The sequence below is a fragment of the Pseudomonas sp. MF09150 genome, from assembly GCF_059862355.1.
The window spans coordinates 1-19,201 of the sequence record NZ_JCBCUS010000018.1; the positions used below are offsets into that span (position 1 = coordinate 1).

At 60.2% G+C, this 19,201-nt stretch carries 26 protein-coding genes and 2 pseudogenes; 18 read left to right on the top strand and 10 right to left on the bottom strand.

Annotated features, from left to right (window positions below; genetic code table 11):
• From AC19YX_RS33845 to AC19YX_RS33855, 3 genes and pseudogenes are all read left to right on the top strand, one after another.
• A pseudogene (locus tag AC19YX_RS33845) lies at window positions 1–290 on the top strand (TniB family NTP-binding protein); the annotation flags it as partial.
• On the top strand, window positions 287–1,504 hold the full coding sequence (locus AC19YX_RS33850) for a TniQ family protein (protein WP_054471483.1): 1,218 nt from the start codon (window positions 287–289) through the stop codon (window positions 1,502–1,504). The pseudogene AC19YX_RS33845 and the gene AC19YX_RS33850, both read left to right, overlap by 4 nt.
• Before the next feature lie 60 nt (window positions 1,505–1,564).
• Complete coding sequence (locus AC19YX_RS33855; protein WP_000904941.1) at window positions 1,565–2,179, top strand: recombinase family protein; 615 nt, start codon at window positions 1,565–1,567, stop codon at window positions 2,177–2,179.
• Window positions 2,180–2,231: 52 nt separating this feature from the next.
• Here the strand turns inward: AC19YX_RS33855 and merE are convergent, their stop codons facing one another.
• The 6 genes from merE to merT are packed head-to-tail and all read right to left on the bottom strand — an operon-like array spanning window position 2,232 to window position 5,379.
• Window positions 2,232–2,468 carry a broad-spectrum mercury transporter MerE gene (gene merE, locus AC19YX_RS33860; RefSeq protein WP_001087809.1) on the bottom strand — a complete coding sequence of 79 codons (237 nt, stop codon included), beginning with the start codon at window positions 2,466–2,468 and terminating at the stop codon, window positions 2,232–2,234.
• Window positions 2,465–2,830, bottom strand: coding sequence for a mercury resistance co-regulator MerD (gene merD, locus AC19YX_RS33865; protein WP_010466447.1), 366 nt, complete (start codon window positions 2,828–2,830; stop codon window positions 2,465–2,467). Before merD ends, merE begins: the two co-directional genes overlap by 4 nt.
• Window positions 2,831–2,846: 16 nt before the next feature.
• Entirely contained in the window at window positions 2,847–4,493 is a 1,647-nt protein-coding gene (merA, locus tag AC19YX_RS33870; RefSeq protein WP_073656515.1) for a mercury(II) reductase, read from the bottom strand.
• Window positions 4,490–4,735, bottom strand: a complete 246-nt coding sequence (merF, locus tag AC19YX_RS33875) for a mercury resistance system transport protein MerF (protein ID WP_000654684.1) — start codon at window positions 4,733–4,735, stop codon at window positions 4,490–4,492. The genes merA and merF overlap by 4 nt, the downstream gene beginning before the upstream one ends.
• A 2-nt stretch (window positions 4,736–4,737) precedes the next feature.
• Window positions 4,738–5,013: a mercury resistance system periplasmic binding protein MerP gene (gene merP / locus AC19YX_RS33880; protein ID WP_000735441.1), complete on the bottom strand. Its 276-nt coding sequence runs from the start codon at window positions 5,011–5,013 to the stop codon at window positions 4,738–4,740.
• A gap of 15 nt (window positions 5,014–5,028) precedes the next feature.
• On the bottom strand, window positions 5,029–5,379 hold the full coding sequence (gene merT, locus AC19YX_RS33885; RefSeq protein WP_001294667.1) for a mercuric ion transporter MerT: 351 nt from the start codon (window positions 5,377–5,379) through the stop codon (window positions 5,029–5,031).
• A gap of 71 nt (window positions 5,380–5,450) precedes the next feature.
• On the opposite strand from merT, the gene merR reads away from it, so the two are divergent.
• The 15 genes from merR to AC19YX_RS33960 all read left to right on the top strand — a co-directional run bounded on the left by merR (window position 5,451) and on the right by AC19YX_RS33960 (window position 15,218).
• A complete protein-coding gene (merR, locus tag AC19YX_RS33890; protein ID WP_000429838.1) occupies window positions 5,451–5,885 on the top strand; it encodes a mercury resistance transcriptional regulator MerR in 435 nt (144 codons plus the stop codon).
• A 245-nt stretch (window positions 5,886–6,130) separates the two neighbouring features.
• A complete protein-coding gene (locus tag AC19YX_RS33895) occupies window positions 6,131–6,397 on the top strand; it encodes a nucleotidyltransferase family protein (protein ID WP_016487057.1) in 267 nt (88 codons plus the stop codon).
• On the top strand, window positions 6,394–6,780 hold the full coding sequence (locus tag AC19YX_RS33900; protein WP_003100872.1) for a HepT-like ribonuclease domain-containing protein: 387 nt from the start codon (window positions 6,394–6,396) through the stop codon (window positions 6,778–6,780). The genes AC19YX_RS33895 and AC19YX_RS33900 overlap by 4 nt, the downstream gene beginning before the upstream one ends.
• Before the next feature lie 236 nt (window positions 6,781–7,016).
• Window positions 7,017–7,373, top strand: a complete 357-nt coding sequence (locus AC19YX_RS33905) for a cupin domain-containing protein (protein WP_003465043.1) — start codon at window positions 7,017–7,019, stop codon at window positions 7,371–7,373.
• A gap of 254 nt (window positions 7,374–7,627) precedes the next feature.
• On the top strand, window positions 7,628–7,954 hold the full coding sequence (locus tag AC19YX_RS33910; protein WP_003100858.1) for a hypothetical protein: 327 nt from the start codon (window positions 7,628–7,630) through the stop codon (window positions 7,952–7,954).
• Complete coding sequence (locus tag AC19YX_RS33915) at window positions 7,951–8,451, top strand: hypothetical protein (protein ID WP_003100856.1); 501 nt, start codon at window positions 7,951–7,953, stop codon at window positions 8,449–8,451. The genes AC19YX_RS33910 and AC19YX_RS33915 overlap by 4 nt, the downstream gene beginning before the upstream one ends.
• Window positions 8,448–8,819 carry a hypothetical protein gene (locus AC19YX_RS33920; protein WP_003100853.1) on the top strand — a complete coding sequence of 124 codons (372 nt, stop codon included), beginning with the start codon at window positions 8,448–8,450 and terminating at the stop codon, window positions 8,817–8,819. The genes AC19YX_RS33915 and AC19YX_RS33920 overlap by 4 nt, the downstream gene beginning before the upstream one ends.
• Entirely contained in the window at window positions 8,813–9,370 is a 558-nt protein-coding gene (locus AC19YX_RS33925) for a recombinase family protein (protein WP_003100847.1), read from the top strand. Before AC19YX_RS33920 ends, AC19YX_RS33925 begins: the two co-directional genes overlap by 7 nt.
• Window positions 9,371–9,414: 44 nt before the next feature.
• Complete coding sequence (locus AC19YX_RS33930) at window positions 9,415–10,092, top strand: GntR family transcriptional regulator (protein ID WP_481860756.1); 678 nt, start codon at window positions 9,415–9,417, stop codon at window positions 10,090–10,092.
• 81 nt (window positions 10,093–10,173) lie between these two features.
• On the top strand, window positions 10,174–10,764 hold the full coding sequence (locus tag AC19YX_RS33935; protein WP_003465041.1) for a TetR/AcrR family transcriptional regulator: 591 nt from the start codon (window positions 10,174–10,176) through the stop codon (window positions 10,762–10,764).
• Window positions 10,765–10,854: 90 nt separating this feature from the next.
• A complete protein-coding gene (locus AC19YX_RS33940) occupies window positions 10,855–11,556 on the top strand; it encodes a cysteine hydrolase family protein (RefSeq protein WP_003465039.1) in 702 nt (233 codons plus the stop codon).
• A gap of 54 nt (window positions 11,557–11,610) precedes the next feature.
• On the top strand, window positions 11,611–11,835 hold the full coding sequence (locus AC19YX_RS33945) for a DUF2798 domain-containing protein (protein ID WP_003465037.1): 225 nt from the start codon (window positions 11,611–11,613) through the stop codon (window positions 11,833–11,835).
• 280 nt (window positions 11,836–12,115) lie between these two features.
• Entirely contained in the window at window positions 12,116–13,168 is a 1,053-nt protein-coding gene (locus tag AC19YX_RS33950) for an ABC transporter substrate-binding protein (RefSeq protein ID WP_003465034.1), read from the top strand.
• 325 nt (window positions 13,169–13,493) lie between these two features.
• A complete protein-coding gene (locus tag AC19YX_RS33955) occupies window positions 13,494–14,423 on the top strand; it encodes an ABC transporter permease (RefSeq protein WP_003465031.1) in 930 nt (309 codons plus the stop codon).
• Complete coding sequence (locus AC19YX_RS33960; protein WP_003465028.1) at window positions 14,424–15,218, top strand: ABC transporter permease; 795 nt, start codon at window positions 14,424–14,426, stop codon at window positions 15,216–15,218. It begins immediately after the preceding gene.
• A 349-nt stretch (window positions 15,219–15,567) separates the two neighbouring features.
• On the opposite strand, the gene AC19YX_RS33965 is transcribed toward AC19YX_RS33960, so the two are convergent.
• The 4 genes and pseudogenes from AC19YX_RS33965 to AC19YX_RS33980 form a co-directional block, all read right to left on the bottom strand.
• Window positions 15,568–16,599: a methyl-accepting chemotaxis protein gene (locus AC19YX_RS33965; RefSeq protein ID WP_500607981.1), complete on the bottom strand. Its 1,032-nt coding sequence runs from the start codon at window positions 16,597–16,599 to the stop codon at window positions 15,568–15,570.
• 36 nt (window positions 16,600–16,635) lie between these two features.
• Entirely contained in the window at window positions 16,636–17,664 is a 1,029-nt protein-coding gene (locus AC19YX_RS33970) for an IS30 family transposase (RefSeq protein WP_003465026.1), read from the bottom strand.
• A gap of 24 nt (window positions 17,665–17,688) precedes the next feature.
• Window positions 17,689–18,315 (bottom strand): DNA methyltransferase, encoded by a 627-nt coding sequence (locus tag AC19YX_RS33975; RefSeq protein ID WP_003465024.1) that lies wholly within the window; start codon window positions 18,313–18,315, stop codon window positions 17,689–17,691.
• Window positions 18,316–18,729: 414 nt separating this feature from the next.
• Window positions 18,730–18,885: pseudogene (locus AC19YX_RS33980) on the bottom strand (OmpA family protein); the annotation flags it as partial.
• Between the last annotated feature and the right edge of the window lie 316 nt (window positions 18,886–19,201).

Here is a 19,201-nt window from a genome sequence, read left to right on the forward strand (position 1 = left end):
CGATGCTGCTGCCGCCGTGGGAGGCCAATGAGGACTGCTGCTCGCTGCTGGCCAGCTTCGCGGCGTCACTCCCGCTACGGCGGCCATCCCCGATTGCCACGCTGGACATGGCCCGCTACCTGCTCACCCGGAGCGAAGGCACCATCGGCGAGCTTGCACATCTGCTGGTGGCGGCGGCCGTCGCCGCCGTGGAGAGTGGCGAGGAAGCGATCAACCACCGCACGCTCAGCATGGCCGACTACATCGGCCCCAGTGAGCGGCGGCGACAGTTCGAGCGGGAACTGATGTGAAGTCCGCGCCGCGCTGGCCGCTGCATCCGGCACCCAAGGAAGGCGAAGCCCTGTCCTCATGGCTCAACCGGGTCGCCGCCTGCTACCAGATGGACGTGCACGAGCTGCTGGCCCACGATCTTGGTCACAGCCAACTTGATGACCTGGATACCGCACCATCCTTGTCGTTGCTGACGGCGCTCTGCCAGCGCAGTGGCGTCGAGCTGGAGCGGTTGCGCAGCATGAGTCTTGCAGGCTGGGTGCCGTGGCTGCTCGACAGTCTCGACGATTCGGTACCAGCAGCCTTGGAAACCTATACATTCCAATGCGCGGTGCTCCTGCCCAAGCGCACCCGCAAGGTGCGGTCCATCACTCGCTGGCGTGCCTGGCTACCGAGCCAGACGATTCGCCGGGCGTGTCCGCAGTGTCTGAACGATCCAACGAATCAAGCTGTGCTACTCGTCTGGCAGCTCCCCTTGATGCTGAGCTGCCCGCAGCATGGCTGCTGGCTGGAGTCCTACTGGGGCATGCACGGCCGGTATCTTCAGTGGGAAATCGCCGATGCTGCGCCGCGCCCTGCCGATGACGCAATCGCCTGCATGGACCGGCGCACCTGGCAGGCGCTGACGACGGGTTTTGTGGAGCTGCCGCGTCGGCGTGTCCACGCCGGCTTGTGGTTCCGGCTGCTGCGCACCCTGCTTGATGAGCTGAACACGCCGCTCTCGCACTGCGGCAGTTGCTCGGCGAGCATCCGCCATGTCTGGGAGCGCTGCGGCCATCCGCTGCGCGCCGGGCAGAGTCTGTGGCGTCCCTACGAGATTCTGGCCCCGGCGGTGCAGTGGCAGATGCTGGAGGCGGCGGCCACCGCCATCACGCTGATCGAGTCAAAGGCGCTGATCCCGCGCGGGGAACAGGCCGCGCTGTTTCAGACGGAGCCGCACACTGGTTTCACCAACGGCCTGCCGGCGAAGGTGCCGAAGCCGGAACCCATCAACCACTGGCAACGAGCAGCCCAGGCCATCGATGAGGCCATCATTGAAGCGCGACACAACCCGGAGACGGCCCGCTTGCTGTTCACACTGGCGTCCTACGGGCGACGCGACCCCGAATCCCTGGAACGTTTGCGCGCCACGTTCACCAAGGAGGGCATCCCGCCGGAGTTTTTGTCACATTACGAGCCTGAATGGCCGTTTGCAGGTCTTAGACTAAATGACGGGTTAAGTGACAGTTTTTGACGGCGAGAACTTTCTGGCTCACACTGTCACATAATCGAACGTATATGTGACAGGTACGACATGCTGATAGGCTACATGCGGGTATCGAAGGCGGACGGCTCCCAGGCTACCGATTTGCAGCGCGACGCGCTGATTGCCGCCGGGGTCGATCCAGTACATCTTTACGAGGACCAGGCATCCGGCATGCGCGAGGATCGGCCCGGCTTGACGAGCTGCCTGAAGGCGTTGCGAACTGGCGACACACTGGTCGTGTGGAAACTGGATCGGCTCGGACGCGACCTGCGACATCTCATCAACACCGTGCACGACCTGACTGGGCGCGGCATCGGCTTGAAGGTATTAACCGGGCACGGCGCGGCCATCGACACCACGACCGCCGCCGGCAAGCTGGTCTTTGGCATCTTCGCCGCCCTGGCCGAGTTCGAGCGCGAGTTGATCGCGGAGCGCACGATTGCCGGCCTAGCCTCGGCCCGCGCGCGCGGGCGGAAAGGCGGCCGGCCGTTCAAGATGACCGCCGCCAAGCTGCGGCTGGCGATGGCGGCAATGGGTCAGCCAGAGACCAAGGTCGGCGACCTGTGCCAGGAACTTGGCGTCACGCGGCAGACCCTGTATCGGCATGTTTCACCCAAGGGTGAGCTACGTCCAGATGGCGAGAAGCTACTCAGCCGAATTTGATGCCGGCATGAGGCAACGTAGCGACAGCGTGGTTTGTCTCAATGGGAAGCGCTCATGATCGATCTTTGAAGGCCCGCAGCAGTCGTGTCACAGACAGGACGAACAAACCGGTCAGCGTGAGGGCTGCGATACCCCAGTACTCTCCGATGAACGCGCCGGCCGTCGTGCCGGCCAGCACAATGGCGAGAATCGGCAAATGGCAGGGACAGGTGAGCACGGCCAGCGCGCCCCACAGGTAGCCGGTGATCGGTTTGTGCGTCTCGGACGGCAAGCGCTCGGGGCTGTTCATGGCAGACTCTCCGCGTGCTGTGCCGGCTCGGTCGGCATGGTGGCCAACTGCACCTCCAGATCGGCCAACGCTTCGCGCCGACGCTCGACGAACTGGCGCAGAACGGCAAGCTGCGCGGCCGCTTCATCGCCGTCCGCAGCATCCAGCGCCCGGCACAGCCGCGCCAGCGCGTCCAGGCCGATGCCCGCCTCGAAGGCCGCCCGCACGAAGCACAGCCGTTGCAAGGCGGCATCATCGAACAGGCCATAGCCGCCCGGGGTGCACGCCACCGGACGCAGAAATCCGCGCAGCAGGTAGTCGCGCACGATATGCACGCTCACCCCGGCATCAAGGGCCAGCCGGGACACGGTGTAGGCGCTCATTGAAAACCTCCTTTTTTTATCCAGCGCAGCAGGAAAGCTGCTTCACGTCCTTGTTGAAGGTCTGCGCCGCAAGCTTCAACCCCTCGACCATTGTCAGGTAGGGGAACAACTGGTCGGCCAGTTCCTGCACCGTCATGCGGTTGCGGATGGCGAGCACCGCCGTCTGGATCAGTTCGCCCGCTTCCGGGGCCACCGCCTGCACGCCGATGAGCCGTCCGCTACCTTCCTCGATGACCAGCTTGATGAAGCCGCGTGTGTCGAAGTTGGCAAGCGCTCGCGGAACGTTGTCGAGTGTCAGCGTGCGACTGTCGGTCTCGATGCCATCGTGGTGCGCTTCCGCCTCGCTGTAGCCCACGGTGGCGACTTGCGGGTCGGTGAACACCACTGCCGGCATCGCGGTCAGATTGAGGGCTGCGTCGCCGCCGGTCATGTTGATCGCGGCACGGGTGCCGGCGGCCGCTGCCACGTAGACGAACTGCGGCTGGTCGGTGCAGTCGCCGGCCGCGTAGATGTTCGGGTTGCTCGTGCGCATGCCTTGGTCGATAACGATGGCCCCTTGCGCATTGACAGTGACCCCCGCCGCGTCCAGCGCGAGGCTGCGCGTATTCGGTGCCCGACCGGTGGCAACCAGCAACTTGTCAGCGCGCAATTCACCGTGTCCGGTGGTCAGCACGAATTCGCCGTTCACATGGGCGACCTGGCTGGCTTGCGTGTGCTCCAGCACCTCGATGCCCTCGGCGCGGAAAGCGGCTGTCACGGCCTCGCCGATGGCCGGGTCTTCCCGGAAGAACAAGGTGCTGCGTGCCAGGATCGTGACCTGGCTGCCGAGCCGGGCAAAGGCTTGCGCCAGTTCCAACGCCACCACCGACGAACCGATCACGGCCAGGCGTGCGGGAATGGTGTCGCTGACAAGCGCTTCGGTGGAAGTCCAGTAGGGTGACTCTTTCAGGCCCGGAATCGGCGGCACGGCCGGACTGGCACCGGTGGCGACCAGGCAGCGGTCGAACGTTACCTCGCGCTCGCTACCCTCGTTCAAACGGACGACCAGGCTCTGGTCGTCCTTGAAACGCGCTTCACCGTGCAAAACGGTGATGGCTGGATTGCCGTCCAGGATGCCTTCGTATTTGGCGTGCCGCAGTTCATCGACACGGGCCTGCTGCTGGGCCAGCAGTTTGCTGCGGTCAATCGCAGGCACAGTTGCCGCAATACCGCCGTCGAACGGACTTTCCCGGCGCAGATGGGCAATATGGGCAGCGCGGATCATGATCTTGGACGGCACACAGCCGATATTGACGCAGGTGCCGCCGATGGTGCCGCGTTCGATCAGCGTGACCGTCGCGCCTTGCTCGACGGCCTTCAGCGCCGCCGCCATCGCGGCCCCGCCGCTGCCAATGATGGCGATATGCAAACCGGCGCCCTCAAGTGCATCACGGATTTTTGGTTCATCTTTGAAATCACCAACCCGGATCGAGCCTTGATAACCCAATGCGGCGATGGCGGCCAGCAGTTGGTTGTGGCTCACGGCGGTGTCTGCCATGACTTGCGCGCGGCTTTCTGGATAGGACACCACAGCGGCATTCACGCCGGGAATCTTTTCCAAAGCATCTTTGACATGGGTGGCGCAGGATGTGCAGGTCATGCCATTCACGGTGATTTCGGTCATTTTTTTACTCCATTGAATTTCGGGGTGCAGCAGGCATCGGCTTGGCGTTTTCGTTGGATGGCGTAGATGGTCAAGCCGATGAAAATCGCCAGCGCAGGCAGCAGCACATAGTCCAGATAGCCGGTCAGCGCGGACAAGCCGACCACACCGAGCAAAATGACCAGAACAGGGGTGAAGCAACACAGCGCCACGAGGGTTGTGCCAATGATGCTGACCCGCAGCAGTGTCTTCGGGTCTTTCATGATCAGTTCTTGACTGATGATGGGTAGCCCGCATCCTCGGTAGCCTTGGTCAGTTTCTGCACGCTGGTCTTGGCATCATCGAAGGTGACCACCGCTTCGCGCGTCTCGAAGGTCACGTCAACTTTACTGACGCCATCGACCTTGGAAATCGCCTTCTTGACAGTGATCGGACAGGCCGAGCAGGTCATGCCCGGTACGGACAGCGTAACGGTCTGGGTGGCGGCCCACACGGGGGCAACAACGGCAGCGAGGGCAAGGGCGGAAAGCAGCTTTTTCATGGTGAACTCCTGTGATCAATAGAAAAATGGCACGACGTAGGGAAATCCGAGCGCGACCAAAACCAGCACGGCCACGCCCCAGAAAATGAGCTTGTAAGTAGCTCGCACTTGGGGAATCGCGCAAACCTCACCCGGTTTGCAGGCGGCTGACGGCCGGTAGATGCGCCGCCAGGCGAAGAACAACGCCACCAGCGCCACGCCGATAAAGATGGGGCGATAGGGTTCCAACACCGTCAAGTTGCCGATCCAAGCGCCGCTGAACCCCAAGGCGATCAGAACCAGCGGCCCGAGGCAGCAAGCCGAGGCGAGGATGGCGGCCAGCCCGCCAGTGAAGAGCGCGCCGCGCCCGTTTTGAGGTTCAGACATACGTTTGTCCTTTCGAATCTGAATTGGATAGCTTAAGCTTACTTCCGTAGTTATGTACGGAGTCAAGCGATATGGAAAACAATTTGGAGAACCTGACCATTGGCGTTTTCGCCAGGACGGCCGGGGTCAATGTGGAGACCATCCGGTTCTATCAGCGCAAGGGCTTGCTCCCGGAACCGGACAAGCCTTACGGCAGCATTCGCCGCTATGGCGAGACGGATGTAACGCGGGTGCGCTTCGTGAAATCAGCCCAGCGGTTGGGCTTCAGCCTGGATGAGATCGCCGAGCTGCTGCGGCTGGAGGATGGCACCCATTGCGAGGAAGCCAGCAGCCTGGCCGAGCACAAGCTCAAGGACGTGCGCGAGAGGATGGCTGACCTGGCGCGCATGGAGGCCGTGCTGTCTGATTTGGTGTGCGCCTGCCATGCGCGGAAGGGGAACGTTTCCTGCCCGCTGATTGCGTCACTGCAAGGGAAGAAAGAACCGCGCAGTGCGGACGCGGTGTAGCCCGAGGGAACTACGCCTTAGCGTGCTTTATTTTCCGTTTTCTGAGGCGACTCCAACGTCAGAAAAGACCGTGCGGTCGACTTTTGATATTTCGTGCTGTCGCCTTCTGAAAGTGACAGCGCGGCACGGGAATCAAGGCATTGCGATTCTCGAAAATAGTTCTTGAAATTCTATTCTTGATTGCATATCATCTCAACGAGTTTCGATAAGAAAGGATGCCCATGCGACCGTCTGTTGTGCTTGACATGAAGCGAAGCGCAGTGCGTGAAGCGGTAGGCCGCTTTCGCGCCGCGAACCCGCGCGTCTTCGGCTCGGTGCTGCATGGCACCGACCGGGATGGCAGCGACCTCGACCTGTTGGTCGATGCGCTGCCCGGTGCCACGTTGTTGGACTTGGGCGATTTGGAAGAAGAACTGAAATCGCTGCTCGGCGTTGACGTCGATCTGCTGACTCCCGGCGACCTGCCGCCGAAGTTCCGGGCCAAGGTGCTCGCGGAGGCGCAACCGATATGAGCGAGAACCGCCTGCCCGATTACCTCGACCACATTCAGCAGGCCGCAACCGATGCGCGCAGCTTCGTGGAAGGGATGGCCAAGGACGACTTCTTGGCCGACAAGCGCACCCAGCAGGCCGTCATCATGAGCCTGATCGTCATCGGCGAGGCGGCCACAAAGGTGATGGATGGCTACGTCGAGTTCACCCAGGCGCATGCCGACGTGCCGTGGCGCAGCATGCGCAATATGCGTAATCGCATGGCTCACGGCTATTTCGACATCAACCTCGATGTGGTGTGGGAGACGGTACAGGAATGGCTGCCGGCGTTGCTCCAGCAATTGCCCGCCGTGCGTCAGGATGCCGACGATGAAGACCGTAACGACAAAGGCATGGAGCCATGACCAATCAAGCCGCCGATGTTCGGCCCCTCTGGCGTGTTCGATCCCGCGACCTATGAGCCGCGCTCGGGCAAGACCTTCTGGATGGCCGCAACGGACGTGAGTTCGCTGGTGGGCAAGGAGGCAGCAGCCGACACGCTCATCGGCAACTGCACGACCGCACGACCAGCCTCCCGTTCAAATTCGAGTTAGAACTCATATCCAGCCTGTCTGGGGGCACTGTGAAAGAGGGATCTCCGATGACTGTTGAATCGAGAATATTTTCTGTAGCCGAGTATGTTCAGCCGTCCGAAGGCGAGCCTATTCGTTCCGTTGTGCTTGAAACCCGAGACTCAATTATCGTGGTTTGGCATGTCCATCCCGGGCAGGAAATTGCGGCTCACATTCATCCTCACGGCCAAGACACGTGGACTGTTTTGTCGGGAATGGCTGATTACTTTCAGGGCAATGGGATTGTTCGTGCCCTCAGGGAAGGTGAGATAGCCGTGGCAAGACCGGGCCAAGTGCACGGGGCGCGAAATACAGGTACCGAGCCATTTGTGTTCGTCTCGGTTGTGGCATCAGCCAATGCCGGTTTCGTATTGGCTGAGCGATAGAGCCCAATCTCTGGAGTTGGTCCAATGAGCGGTCGGGGAGATAGGTAACAGACATGCAGCGGACACGGCTGCTAAACCAGGTCGCAAACCTCCTTGCGTCGCAGCGTGCCGCAAGCGACGCGATCAATCGAATGGGGTCGGCATGAGACTGAACACCATCCAGTTCCCGACCGCGTAGCCGCCTGTCCTGCCGATCAGGTCTTGACCATCGACGCCTGGGATCAGTCCTGAATGTTCTTGGAGACCACTACGTTATGAGCCGCAGCCGCCGCAAAACACCCATCGTCGGGCACACGACCTGCGGCAGCGAGCGCGAGGACAAGAAGCTCTGGCATCAGCGCTGGCGCACCCGTGAGCGCACGGCGCTGACCAGCGCGTCGCCCGAAGCCCTGAGCGCCCATCTGCCCCTGCTGGAAAACCAGGCCAGCAGCGTCTGGTCGATGGGCAAGGATGGCCGCTCCTACTGGCCCGTCAAGCGCCAGGCCGCCACGGCGGATCGCATCGCCAATCACAAGGGACGCAACCCGCAAGAACGCGCCTCCCTGAAAAAGCGCCTGCTGCGCAAGTGGATGAGCAAATGAAGCTCTCCTTCCATCAGCACATTGCGCTGTTCTGGATGATCGGTGCTCCGGGCGTCTTCGCGCCCGTGATCGAGAACGCCAAGCGGCCCGATGCCGGCGCCGTCATGGCGTGGGGTGTCGCGATCGTGGCGGTGATGATCCTCTTCACCCCTTTGCTGCTGCGCTGTCCACCATTCCGGCGCTGGTATGGCCGGACGGATGCGCTGTCGGAGCGGCAGCGCCAGGCGCTTGCCGAGCGCGGCCTGCGCCGCTACTACCAGACCGCTTTCGATGACGGCTACGTGCCCCGCGTGATGCCCTACGTGTGGCGCATCATCTGGACGGTCGGCGGGTTGATGGCTGTGACCGCCGTACTGCCTACCAACACCGGACGGCCAGCCTTCGATGCCTTGGTGGTCTTCTCGACCTGGTATCCGATAGGCGTGATGCTGCTGGTTTTCGCGTCGAGGCCCCTTGGCCGGTTGATTCGCCAAAGAGCACAGGAGCGGCGGAAATGAGCACGTCAACCATCGAGGCGCTGGCCAGCGCCTGGGCAAGGATTGCCGAGGAAGCGGAATTCCCCGCTGACTACGAGGGGACTGCCACACCACAAGCGCATCGGGCTAGCGAAGCTATTCAGGAGCAGATTCGGGAGCGCATCGTCGCCACCAACGACATGCGGCTGTTCAGCCTGCTGCACCTGCTGGGTCAGGCGTCGCTGCGCATGGAGCAAGCGCTGTGGCCGGAGGATTACGAGCGGATGACGCGCGAGGTTGAGGAAGCCCTGCGGCAAGCCACCGACGCCAACGCCAGATCGTACACCCACGAAGAAGTGATGCAGGCGATGCAGGAACGCATCGACCGGGCGCGAGACAAGCCATGTTGATTGGCTATGCGCGCGTCTCGACGCAGGATCAGAACCTGGAGCTGCAACGCGAAGCCTTGAGCAAGGCCGGATGTAAAAAGGTCTTCGAGGACAAGGTGAGTGGCACGCGGGCAGACCGGCCTGGCTTGGCCAAGACGCTCGAAATGCTGCGCGAAGGCGATACTTTGGTCGTCTGGAAGCTCGACCGGCTGGGCCGGTCGGTCAAGCAACTGGTCGATCTGGTCGGCGATCTGCACAAGCACGGTGTCCAGTTCAGGAGCCTCACCGACTCCATCGACACCGGCACACCATCCGGGCGGTTCTTCTTCCACGTCATGGCGAGCCTTGCCGAAATGGAGCGCGAGCTGACCGTCGAGCGCACCCGCGCCGGGCTGGAAGTCGCCAAGCAGCTCGGCCGCAAAGGCGGCCGCAAGCCGAAGATGACCGACAGCAAGATCGAGTCGGCCAAGAAGCTGCTGGCCAGCGGGGTGCCGCCCAAGGACGTGGCCAAGAACCTCGGCGTGTCCATTCCGACGCTGTACCGCTGGGTGCCAGCCTCCACGCACGCTTAGCGTGCTTTATTTTCCGTTTTCTGAGACGACCCCATGAGCGATCAATGAGCAACCCCTACCCTATTCAAACCCTCAATCACTCTTACCTGGGCAGTGGCATCTACGAGTTGCTGCGCGAGGCACTGATCACCGGGCGTTTCCAGCCCGATGACCGCCTGCGCATCCGCGACCTGGCCGAACAACTGGGCACCAGCGTCACACCGGTGCGCGACGCGATCCTGCAACTGGCCAAGGAACAGGCGCTGATCCTCAAGACCCCGCGTGACATCCGCGTACCCATCCTCACCGCCGCGCAATACGGCGAGATCCGCAGCATCCGCCTGGCGCTTGAAGGCCTGGCTGCGGAGACGGCCGCCGCGCTGGTGACCGACAGCGAACTCGCAGACCTGCAAGCCTGCATCGAAAACAACATCGCCGCGATCAACGCCCAGGACTTGCAAGCCGCTCTCAAGTGCAATCAGCAATTTCACTACGCGCTGACCACCATCGCGCGCATGCCGGTGCTGGCGGGTTTGCTCGATAGCCTGTGGATGCGCACCGGCCCACTGATCGCCCGTGTCTATGGCAACTTCAACGAGCGCATGGCCATCGACCATCACTGGGAAGTGCTCGACGCACTCAAGCGCCGCGATGGCGCGGCGGCACGGGCGGCCATCTGCCGTGACATTCTCGATGGCAACGAGAAGATGCTCGAGTACATCGAGATGGCGCAGGCGGACTGATTGGCAGTCAATTCGACTGTTGACGAAACATAGATGACCAGTTAGTTTATTAAAACTTTCTCATCACTGGATGTCTCTGTCATGGCTCGCCCGGTCAACCTCGAAGTCAGATCCCGTTTGCTGTCGATTGGCCGCCAGGTGGTTCACAACCGTGGCTTCAACGGCTGCGGCGTCCAGGACATCACCGCCGCTGCCGAGATTCCCAAGGGCTCTTTCTACAACTACTTCGCCAGCAAGGAAGACTTCGCGGCAGAGATCCTCGAGGAATACTGGACCTCGATCGAAACCCGCCACGGGCCGATCTTCTACGACGCCCGGGTCAAGCCGCTGGAGCGCATCGGCCAGTTCTTCCAGGCCCTGGTGCTCGAGCACGGCGAGCATGAATACAGCCTGGGTTGCCTGATTGGCAACCTGTCCCTGGAAATGTCCAATGGCAGCGAACAAACCCGCAAGCGTCTGGCCGATGTGCTGGCGCGCTGGGAAGGTTTGCTCGCGAGCTGCCTGCGTGAAGCGCAGCAGCGCCGCGAACTCTCTGAAACTCACGACGCCGAAGCGCTGGCCAGTGTCATCGTCGAAGGCTGGGAAGGTGCGGTCATGCGCGGCAAGGTCCTGCGCGACGGTGCACCTCTGCAGCGTTTCGTATCGATGGTCTTGCCTCGGCTATTGGAGTGAGTTTTTTTTCCTCATTAATAAGACGACTGGTCATTTATATAAAGCAACATTCACGTCTCATCCACGCAAGCACCCAAGAGGTAAATCGTCATGAGCCATCTGTACGCCGACCCCGCCGAACCCGCACTGCCTGCCACTGGTTTCAAGCTCGACCTGAGCAAAGCCGCCCTGGTGGTCATCGACCCACAGAACGACTTCCTCAGCCCTGCCGGCGCCAGTTGGGCGGTGTTCGGTGAGAGCATCGTCGAGAACAACACCGTCGAAAACCTGGAAAAACTGTTCAAGGCCTTCAAGGCTCACGACCTGCCCGTGGCCGTGTCGCCACACTATTACTACCCGCACGACCACGACTGGCATTTTGGCGGTCCGCTGGAAAAGGTCATGCACAGCATCTGCATGTTCGATCGCAAGGGACCGAACACCCTGGAAAACTTCGAAGGCTCCGGCGCCGATTTCCTCGAGATCTACAAGCCGTACATTCTCGACGGCGAGACCATCATCGCCTCGCCGCACAAGGTCTACGGCCCGGAAACCAACGACCTGGCGCTGCAATTGCGCAAGAAAGGCGTGTCGCAGATCATCCTCGCCGGCATGGCGGCCAACCTTTGCGTGGAATCACACCTGCGCGAACTGCTCGAACAGGGCTTTGAAATAGTCGTGGTACGCGACGCCACCGCCGGCCCGCGCCTGCCGGATGGCGACGGCTACCTGGCGGCCATCATCAATTACCGCTTCCTCGCCCACGGGCTGTGGACCACCGAAGAGACTATCGCGCAACTGCAACCGGCTTGATCGTGCCCGAGCGGCCGGGCATCGCGCCCCCCCGCTCTTTCTCGAGAACCCCCGATGAAAATCCCCGCCCGTTATGAGCATTTCGTTTTCGGCGTCGTTCAATCCGGCCTGACCTGCGCGGTCGCGGCCGCCATCGCCACCACACCCCATGCGCTCGACCTGGCCTTTGCCGGCCGCTGGTTGAACGCGTGGGCGCTGTCGTGGGTATCGATGTTGCCGGTGGTGGTGCTGGCGGCGCCGATGATTCGGCGCGTGGTGAGGCGGATGACGGTGGGCTGAATGACTTGGCTATGACTCACCCAACACACCGCCATCGCGAGCATGCTCGCTCCTACCGGGGGCTTCGGGGCTGCTCGCGACAGGCGCGCAAGCCCGCACCCGACGCACGAAATACTGTGCCCGTTCGCATTTTCGCAATAAACCACTTTTCATCCGCGCATTTGTAGCCGCTTCGTTCACGGACAAGCCGGTACATTAGACCTCCATGGTCCCGCAGAGCGACCGACAACAAAACCTACAGCTCGCCCAAGAAAATCTGCCAACCATTCGGAGTCTTTCCATGAGCACATTGCGCACTACAGCTTTCCAACTCGCGAGTCTGGCCCTGTTCATCGGTAGCGCCACCCAGGCCATGGCCGAGGACATCACGTTCGTATCCCAGGGCGGTGCTTATCAGGAAGCCCAGAGCAAGGCGATCCTGGAGCCTGCGGCGAAAAAGCTCGGTCTGACGCTCAAACAGGACAGCTCGCCCAAGGCCTACCCGATCATCAAGACCCAGGTCGAGAGCGGCAAGGTCACCTGGGACGTGGTGGACCTGCCCACTGGCGACTGCATCCGTGGCGAAGCCGAAGGGCTGTTCGAGAAGCTCGACCTTGCGCTGATTCCCAATGCCGCGCAAATACCCGACAGCCTCAAGGACGAATACAGCGTCGGCTACATCAGCTACTCCACGGTGCTGGCGTATCGCACGGACGCGTTCAAAGGCGCGGACGTACCCAAGACCTGGGCCGACTTCTGGGACACCAAAAAATACCCGGGCCAGCGCTCCCTACGTAACCTGCCACGTCCAACCCTGGAAATCGCGCTGCTGGCCGATGGCGTGCCGATGGACAAGCTCTATCCGCTGGACGTCGATCGCGCCTTCCGCAAGCTTGAGCAGATCAAGCCCGACATCGCCACCTGGTGGACGTCCGGCGGGCAGTCGGCGCAGCTGATCAGCGACGGCGAAGTGGACATGATCCAGGCCTGGAACGGCCGTATCACCGCCGTACAGGCCGCCGGCGCACCCGTGGCATTCGACTACAACCAGGGTGTGCTGGAAACCAACTCGTTGTGCGTCCTCAAAGGCTCGCCGCACAAGGTGGCCGCCATGAAATTCGTCAACGAGGCCATCGATGCCAAACTGCAAGCGGCGTTGCCGATGATCATCGACTACGGCCCGCTCAACCCCGAAGCCTTCAAGACCGGGGTAATCCCGGCCGAGCGCGAGGCCAAGCTGCCTTCCGCACCCGGCAACATCTCGCGCCAGGCCCTGCTCTCGGCGCAATGGTGGGCCTCCGAAGCCGGGGTCAAGGCCGAAGAACGCTGGTTGTCCTTCGTCCAGAAAAAATAGCCATCGGCCGTTGCTGCGCCGCAGGCCAGAGGCCTCGGCGCAGGACATGCCGTCTGCCCCCGCGATTTCGACATAAAGCGCTTGCGCACCGGTCAATTGCGTCCACTTCATTCGTTGGCATCCCGGTACATTAGGCCTGAGGGTCCCGCAGAGTGACCTGTGCAGACAACTCGCGCTCGCCTCAAGTACCTGCCCACCATTGGGAGTTCTTCACATGACATTACCCGAGCACCGCACCCTGCTGTCCGCCAGGACGACTGCCACCGCCAGCGCTACCCGTCAGTGCTGGATACCCTCCAGCACTGCGCAGTGACGAGAGGTCATCATGTCCAACGCCTATCTCGCCAAATCCATGCCCGACTCCAGCGACCAGCAGCACCAGCCGCCCATGACCAGCGAAGACGCCCTGGCCCGTGAAGAACGCAAGGAGCACACCTCCATGCTGTTGCTGCTCACCCCGGCGCTGGTCATGGTCGTGGTGCTGTTGATCATGCCGCTGTGCTGGCTGGCCTTTCAGTCGGTCCAGACCGAGGAAGGGTTTTCCCTGGCCAACTACATCCGGATTTTCCAGGAAAGCATTTACTGGGACACCTTCGCCCTGACCTTCAAGATCAGTTTCCTGGTGACGATCCTGTCGATCGTCATGGGCTTCCCCATTGCCTACGCCGCTTCGCGCCTGCAGGGTTTCTGGGCCAACCTGATTCTGATCTGCGTGATCCTGCCGTTCTGGACCAGCGTGCTGGTGCGGGCCTATGCCTGGCTGGTGCTCCTGCAACGCCGCGGACTGGTCAATCAGACGCTGATGGACCTTGGCATCATCGACCAACCCCTGACGCTGATGCACAACACCACTGGCACGGTAATCGGCACCCTGCACGTCATGCTGCCCTTTATGGTCCTGCCGCTGTATTCGGTGATGAAAAAAATCCCCCAGGACCTCATGCAAGCGTCCGAGAGCCTTGGCGCCAAACCCTTCTACACCTTCCGCCGGGTCTTCCTGCCGATGGCAGCGCCGGGGGTCATGGCCGGTTCCATCCTGGTGTTCGTCATCTGCCTAGGCTTCTTCATCACCCCGGAACTGCTCGGCGGTGGCCGCACGATCCTGGTGTCGATGCTGGTGCAACGCAACGTCGAGCTCTATCACGCCTGGGGCGCAGCCAGCGCAGTCGGCCTGGTGCTGCTGTTTGTGGTGTTCCTGATCTTCTGGGGCATCAATCGCTTCATCCCCATCGAACGCATCCTGGGAGCGCGCTAAATGAACCTGCTTGCCAACCTGCGTCACCTTCGCCTGTCCCACGTGCTGTTCACGGTGCTGGTCGCGGCGATCCTGCTGTACCTGATCATCCCGGTGCTGATCGTGGTACCCATGTCGTTCTCCGAGGCGCGCTTCCTGCAATTCCCTCCCAAGCAATGGTCCTTCCACTGGTACGAGGCGTTCTTCAACAGCGTGGAGTGGATGTCGGCGGCGCGGGTCAGTCTGATCACGGCATTTTTCACCATGGCCATCAGCCTGCCGATTGGTATGGCGGCCGCCTACGCCATCAACAACTCCAGCCTGAAGGTGGTGCGTACGCTGCAGATCATCCTGCTGCTGCCGATGATGGTGCCCATCATCCTGATCGCCGCCGGCGTGTTCTTCGTTTACGCCCGGGTCGGCCTGATCAGCACGCTGACCGGCCTGGTGCTGGCGCACATCATGCTCGCCTTGCCCTACGTGATCATCGCGCTGCTGGCCGGTCTGCGTAACTTCGACATGTCCCAGGAAATGGTGGCGCGCAGCCTGGGCATGAACCGCTTTCGCGCCTTCATGGCCGTGACCCTGCCGCAGATCAAGCCCAGTGTGGTCTCGGCGACACTGTTCGCCTTCATCACCTCGCTGGATGAAACTGTGGTGGCGCTGTTCATCTCCGGCGGCGACAACCAGACTCTGACCAAGCGCATGTTCACGGCGCTGCGCGACGAGATCGATCCGACCATTGCCGCTATCAGTTCGATCCTGATCCTGGCGTCGCTGATCCTGGTGGTGATTGCCGGTCGCAACAAACAATAACCAACAACGCACTCCCCCTCTGCAAACACACTTGCCCGCCATTGCGGGCAAGTGTGTTTTTGCGTCCTGACCACGCACGCCCATGCCGACGTGCAGCCCAGCACAGCCTGCCGTCACACGGCTTAATTCAGCATCTATCACCCGTGTCCAGGCCCATCTCGGGGGAACCGCAGAATTCGGAAAAAATCGTACGCTAAGCTAACGGTGTTCTCGTGACAGCTCTTTGACTAGGCTTTCTAAGGCCATTCTGATAGCCCTGACTTCCTGAAAAGCCATGGCTAAAATTTGTGCGGCTAAAAGGGATAACCGATGGTAAAGTAAGTTATCCCTGTCGAGATACTGAAAAGCGTTATCCTCGTTTTTCCCAAAACTGTTTTGTCAGTTCGCTCAGAGCGCTAGTTAACTGAGCGACAGATTTCGCACTTTGCAAATTATTCTGCCCGGTCTGTACATTGGTATCAGCAGCATCGCGTATATTGATAATACTGCGGTTTATGTCTTCACTTACTGCTCCCTGCTGCTCGACCGCAGTCGCTATTTGCGCGTTCATGTCGGTAATTTCGTTAACGCGTTGGCCAATTCCATCAAGAGCTGTAGCTGCTTCCTCTGCGTGAGCTACACTCGTGTGCGCTTGCCGACTACTTTGCTCCATGACTGTAACAGCGGATTGCGCTCGCTCTTGTAGAGCGCTGATCATGCTTTGAATATCCGTTGTCGATTGCTGTGTGCGAGCAGCAAGACTGCGAACCTCATCGGCGACAACAGCAAAACCACGCCCCTGCTCACCAGCACGCGCGGCCTCAATTGCTGCGTTGAGTGCCAACAAATTCGTTTGCTCGGCGATCCCTCGTATAACGTCAAGAACTTTTGATATCTCGTTACTTTGACCTTCAAGCTCATGAATAACCTGAGCGGCTTGCCTAATTTCACCTTCAAGGGCAGTGATTGACTGGCTTGTGTGGGCTACCAGACGCTGGCCAGATGCCGTCTCAGTGTCTGCTCTTCCGGCCGCATCTGCAGCATGCTGTGCATTGCTCGCAACCTCTTGAATGCTTGCCGCCATTTGGTTTACTGCCGTTGCTATTTGATCTGTCTCTGCCTGCTGCTCAACTGTAAGTACATTGCTTGACTCAATATCCTTTAGTAGGCCTCGGGTGTGTTCGCTAAGCCGATTTGATGCATCACCTATGCGACCTACTATGGCGCCTGTTTCAGCTTGCATCATTCGTAAAGCAAACTCTATTTGGCCAAACTCATCGGTGCGCCCAGTGTAGAGGGATTGACTTAATGGGTTATTGGAAATATTCCTGGCTCTTTCAACCAGTCTTCCAAGAGGAGAGAGAATAGCCAAAACACTAACAGAGCTTAAGCTTCCTGACATTAAAGTGGGCGGTTACAGGAGCTGAGTGCAACACGGTTATTGAATTGAAGCTGGAGCATCATGCCGCATAGCCATAGCTTCCTGCATCACCTCGTCCATAACCTCGATCGGACACTTGAAGTCGAAGCGCTTACGGGGGCGCATGTTCAGTTGCAGTGCGATGGCATCCAGTTCCTCCTGGCTATGCACCGACAAGTCCGTGCCTTTGGGCAGGTACTGGCGGATCAGGCCATTGATGTTTTCGTTACTGCCGCGCTGCCAAGGGCTGTGCGGGTCGCAGAAGTAAATCGCCACCCCGGTCTGCTGGGTGATTTCAGCATGCCGCGCCATTTCTCGGCCCTGGTCGTAGGTCATGCTCTTGCGCATCGCCAGCGGCATGCCATTGAGCGCTGCACTGAAGCCTTCCATCGCCGAGGTCGCCGTCGCGTCGTTCATCTTCACCAGCATCAGGTAGCCACTGGTGCGCTCCACCAGCGTACCTACAGACGAGGCGTTGGCCTTGCCCTTGATCAGGTCGCCTTCCCAATGCCCTGGCATCAGTCGGTCTTCGATCTCCGGCGGACGTACATGAATACTGACCCTCTCAGGGATCTGACCGCGCCGATCCACGCCGCCAGAGCGCGGCCTGCGCATCGTCTTGCTTTGGCGCAGGCAGATGATCAGCTCTTTACGCAGCTCGCCGACTGGCAAGGCATAGATCGCGTTATAGATCGTCTCGCGACAGACGTAGGCATCTCTGAGGCTGGGAATATTCATGCTGCGCAGCTTGCCGGCAATCTGCTCGGGAGACAAACGCTCACGCAGCATATGCGCCACCAATTCGAAGCGCTCGCTACCCGGCAACAGCTTTTGCTTCGGTCGACACACCTGACGGCGGGCCTGCATCTGCTGCTGGGCCACGCGGGCCGAGTAGCCGCCACAGGCATCTCGATTGCGGCGCAGCTCCCGGCTGATGGTCGAAGGGGATCGGTTGATCAAGCAGGCAATCCCGCGCAGGCTGAAACCTTGGGCATGACCGATTTGAATGGTGGCGCGCTCTTCAACGCTGAGTTCGGAATAAGACATAGGGACAGCACCGTACCGGAAAGGTCAGGTGTTGCACTCAGTTTTCGCCGCCGCCCCCTTATTATCACTGCGAGGTGAATAGCTTTTCTGCCAATTGATTATGCCAATGCGATTCTCTTCGCCGAAGATTTCGTCCATGAGCATGCCAAGTCTAAATAGTTCCCTATGATCAATACAGATAGCCATAACCCCGCCTGGGGTTAGCATCTCACGCATCATCCAGATTCTGGGTGTCATGAAGCGCAACCATTTGCTGTGCTTGGACCCATCATCTTTAGGAACTACATCGCCGAGATCTGGATCGTTTGGATCCTTGTCCCACTTGTCGTTATAGCGGAAGTCCTCGCCGGTGTTGTACGGCGGGTCTGTTACTACAAGATCAACTTGACCACGATATTTATAGAGCGTGACCATCGCAGAAAGGTTTTCACCGTCCCAGATCTCATTCTCTGACTGGGCGGTTTCCTCTCCAAAGGATACTTTCTTGATAATACGATGCAGCTTCGGCTTGACCTGGCGGATGATCTGCCAGGGAGCAGCCCGCCCGGTGTAACTCATAACGATGCCATTCTTGCCAGCATCGGCAAGCGCCGCATCATGCTCCTGCAGCATACGGACCAAGGCGGCCCTCGGCAGTTGTTCGTAATCCATGCTTGCCCCTTGAATTCGTGCGGCGGCACCGAAAAGCTGAAAATTCTAGTACCGCTCGTGGATGCTTCACCATCCCTAGGGTGGCGAGTGTACTTGTGAACGTATTGATTTGGCTGTTAAACCGTTGAAAAAGACGGATCAACTGAGTTCCAAACGGGCTGCGTACTGGCTGGCAGATGCGAATCCGGCGCACGCCGCTCCCTTCTGGGCTCAAGCCCGCGAAGCGGGCATAAAGAACCCGGCCGAGGCCGGGATCCTTATGGGCTTATGGGCCGGCGTATTGGTCTGCCCAGTCCAAAGCCGGTGCCACGGGAGCTTGCACCTCCTGAGGCCAGGTTTTGGAGCCCACTGCAAATCGCCCGTAACCCATTAAAAGATAGCTGGGCATCCGACGAAAAGAGCACCAAGGCACCATTACCCTTGAGCTACAGCGCCGCTACGGGGCACCAGTTTGATTTCAACGCGGCGATTTTGGGCGCGACCCTCGGCGGTGTCGTTGGGGGCAATGGGCGAGCTGGAGCCTGCACCAAAGGTTTGCAGGCGCGAAGGATCGACGCCATTGCTGCGCAAAGAGAAAAAGGGGACTGATTTATGTGCGCCAGGCAAAGCTTGGTCGCCTGGGAATGACGGCGCAAGCCGTCACGAAATGGCGTAAGAAACCCAGCGGGTATGACCCCCGCCCGGTAAAGGTTAGCCACCGACCGGAAGCGAGTCTTGCGTGGTGACCGGGTAACCGGCGCTGCGAAGCGTAGACAGCAGAAAAGGGGATTTATTTTCCCTACTCTAAAACGGCCGCTGTTGGCCGATTGCTGCCTGTCGTGGACGACCGTTTAACTTCAAAGCCTGACTGGATTGCAAACTGCTGACACGCGTAGATTCTGTTTTC

What these genes read in the sequence shown, in the direction of transcription:
- AC19YX_RS33925 (WP_003100847.1), top strand. Translation starts at nt 8,813, where the DNA reads ATGTTGATTGGCTATGCGCGCGTCTCGACGCAGGATCAGAACCTGGAG.
- AC19YX_RS33855 (WP_000904941.1), top strand. Translation starts at nt 1,565, where the DNA reads ATGCTGATAGGCTACATGCGGGTATCGAAGGCGGACGGCTCCCAGGCT.
- AC19YX_RS33975 (WP_003465024.1), bottom strand. Translation starts at nt 18,315, where the DNA reads ATGGATTACGAACAACTGCCGAGGGCCGCCTTGGTCCGTATGCTGCAG.
- AC19YX_RS33910 (WP_003100858.1), top strand. Translation starts at nt 7,628, where the DNA reads ATGAGCCGCAGCCGCCGCAAAACACCCATCGTCGGGCACACGACCTGC.
- merF (WP_000654684.1), bottom strand. Translation starts at nt 4,735, where the DNA reads ATGAAAGACCCGAAGACACTGCTGCGGGTCAGCATCATTGGCACAACC.
- AC19YX_RS33955 (WP_003465031.1), top strand. Translation starts at nt 13,494, where the DNA reads ATGTCCAACGCCTATCTCGCCAAATCCATGCCCGACTCCAGCGACCAG.
- AC19YX_RS33940 (WP_003465039.1), top strand. Translation starts at nt 10,855, where the DNA reads ATGAGCCATCTGTACGCCGACCCCGCCGAACCCGCACTGCCTGCCACT.
- merD (WP_010466447.1), bottom strand. Translation starts at nt 2,830, where the DNA reads ATGAGCGCCTACACCGTGTCCCGGCTGGCCCTTGATGCCGGGGTGAGC.
- merP (WP_000735441.1), bottom strand. Translation starts at nt 5,013, where the DNA reads ATGAAAAAGCTGCTTTCCGCCCTTGCCCTCGCTGCCGTTGTTGCCCCC.
- AC19YX_RS33960 (WP_003465028.1), top strand. Translation starts at nt 14,424, where the DNA reads ATGAACCTGCTTGCCAACCTGCGTCACCTTCGCCTGTCCCACGTGCTG.
- merT (WP_001294667.1), bottom strand. Translation starts at nt 5,379, where the DNA reads ATGTCTGAACCTCAAAACGGGCGCGGCGCGCTCTTCACTGGCGGGCTG.
- merE (WP_001087809.1), bottom strand. Translation starts at nt 2,468, where the DNA reads ATGAACAGCCCCGAGCGCTTGCCGTCCGAGACGCACAAACCGATCACC.
- merR (WP_000429838.1), top strand. Translation starts at nt 5,451, where the DNA reads ATGGAAAACAATTTGGAGAACCTGACCATTGGCGTTTTCGCCAGGACG.
- AC19YX_RS33905 (WP_003465043.1), top strand. Translation starts at nt 7,017, where the DNA reads ATGACTGTTGAATCGAGAATATTTTCTGTAGCCGAGTATGTTCAGCCG.
- AC19YX_RS33950 (WP_003465034.1), top strand. Translation starts at nt 12,116, where the DNA reads ATGAGCACATTGCGCACTACAGCTTTCCAACTCGCGAGTCTGGCCCTG.
- AC19YX_RS33900 (WP_003100872.1), top strand. Translation starts at nt 6,394, where the DNA reads ATGAGCGAGAACCGCCTGCCCGATTACCTCGACCACATTCAGCAGGCC.
- AC19YX_RS33970 (WP_003465026.1), bottom strand. Translation starts at nt 17,664, where the DNA reads ATGTCTTATTCCGAACTCAGCGTTGAAGAGCGCGCCACCATTCAAATC.
- AC19YX_RS33915 (WP_003100856.1), top strand. Translation starts at nt 7,951, where the DNA reads ATGAAGCTCTCCTTCCATCAGCACATTGCGCTGTTCTGGATGATCGGT.
- AC19YX_RS33895 (WP_016487057.1), top strand. Translation starts at nt 6,131, where the DNA reads ATGAAGCGAAGCGCAGTGCGTGAAGCGGTAGGCCGCTTTCGCGCCGCG.
- AC19YX_RS33935 (WP_003465041.1), top strand. Translation starts at nt 10,174, where the DNA reads ATGGCTCGCCCGGTCAACCTCGAAGTCAGATCCCGTTTGCTGTCGATT.
- AC19YX_RS33930 (WP_481860756.1), top strand. Translation starts at nt 9,415, where the DNA reads ATGAGCAACCCCTACCCTATTCAAACCCTCAATCACTCTTACCTGGGC.
- AC19YX_RS33945 (WP_003465037.1), top strand. Translation starts at nt 11,611, where the DNA reads ATGAAAATCCCCGCCCGTTATGAGCATTTCGTTTTCGGCGTCGTTCAA.
- AC19YX_RS33920 (WP_003100853.1), top strand. Translation starts at nt 8,448, where the DNA reads ATGAGCACGTCAACCATCGAGGCGCTGGCCAGCGCCTGGGCAAGGATT.
- merA (WP_073656515.1), bottom strand. Translation starts at nt 4,493, where the DNA reads ATGACCGAAATCACCGTGAATGGCATGACCTGCACATCCTGCGCCACC.
- AC19YX_RS33965 (WP_500607981.1), bottom strand. Translation starts at nt 16,599, where the DNA reads ATGTCAGGAAGCTTAAGCTCTGTTAGTGTTTTGGCTATTCTCTCTCCT.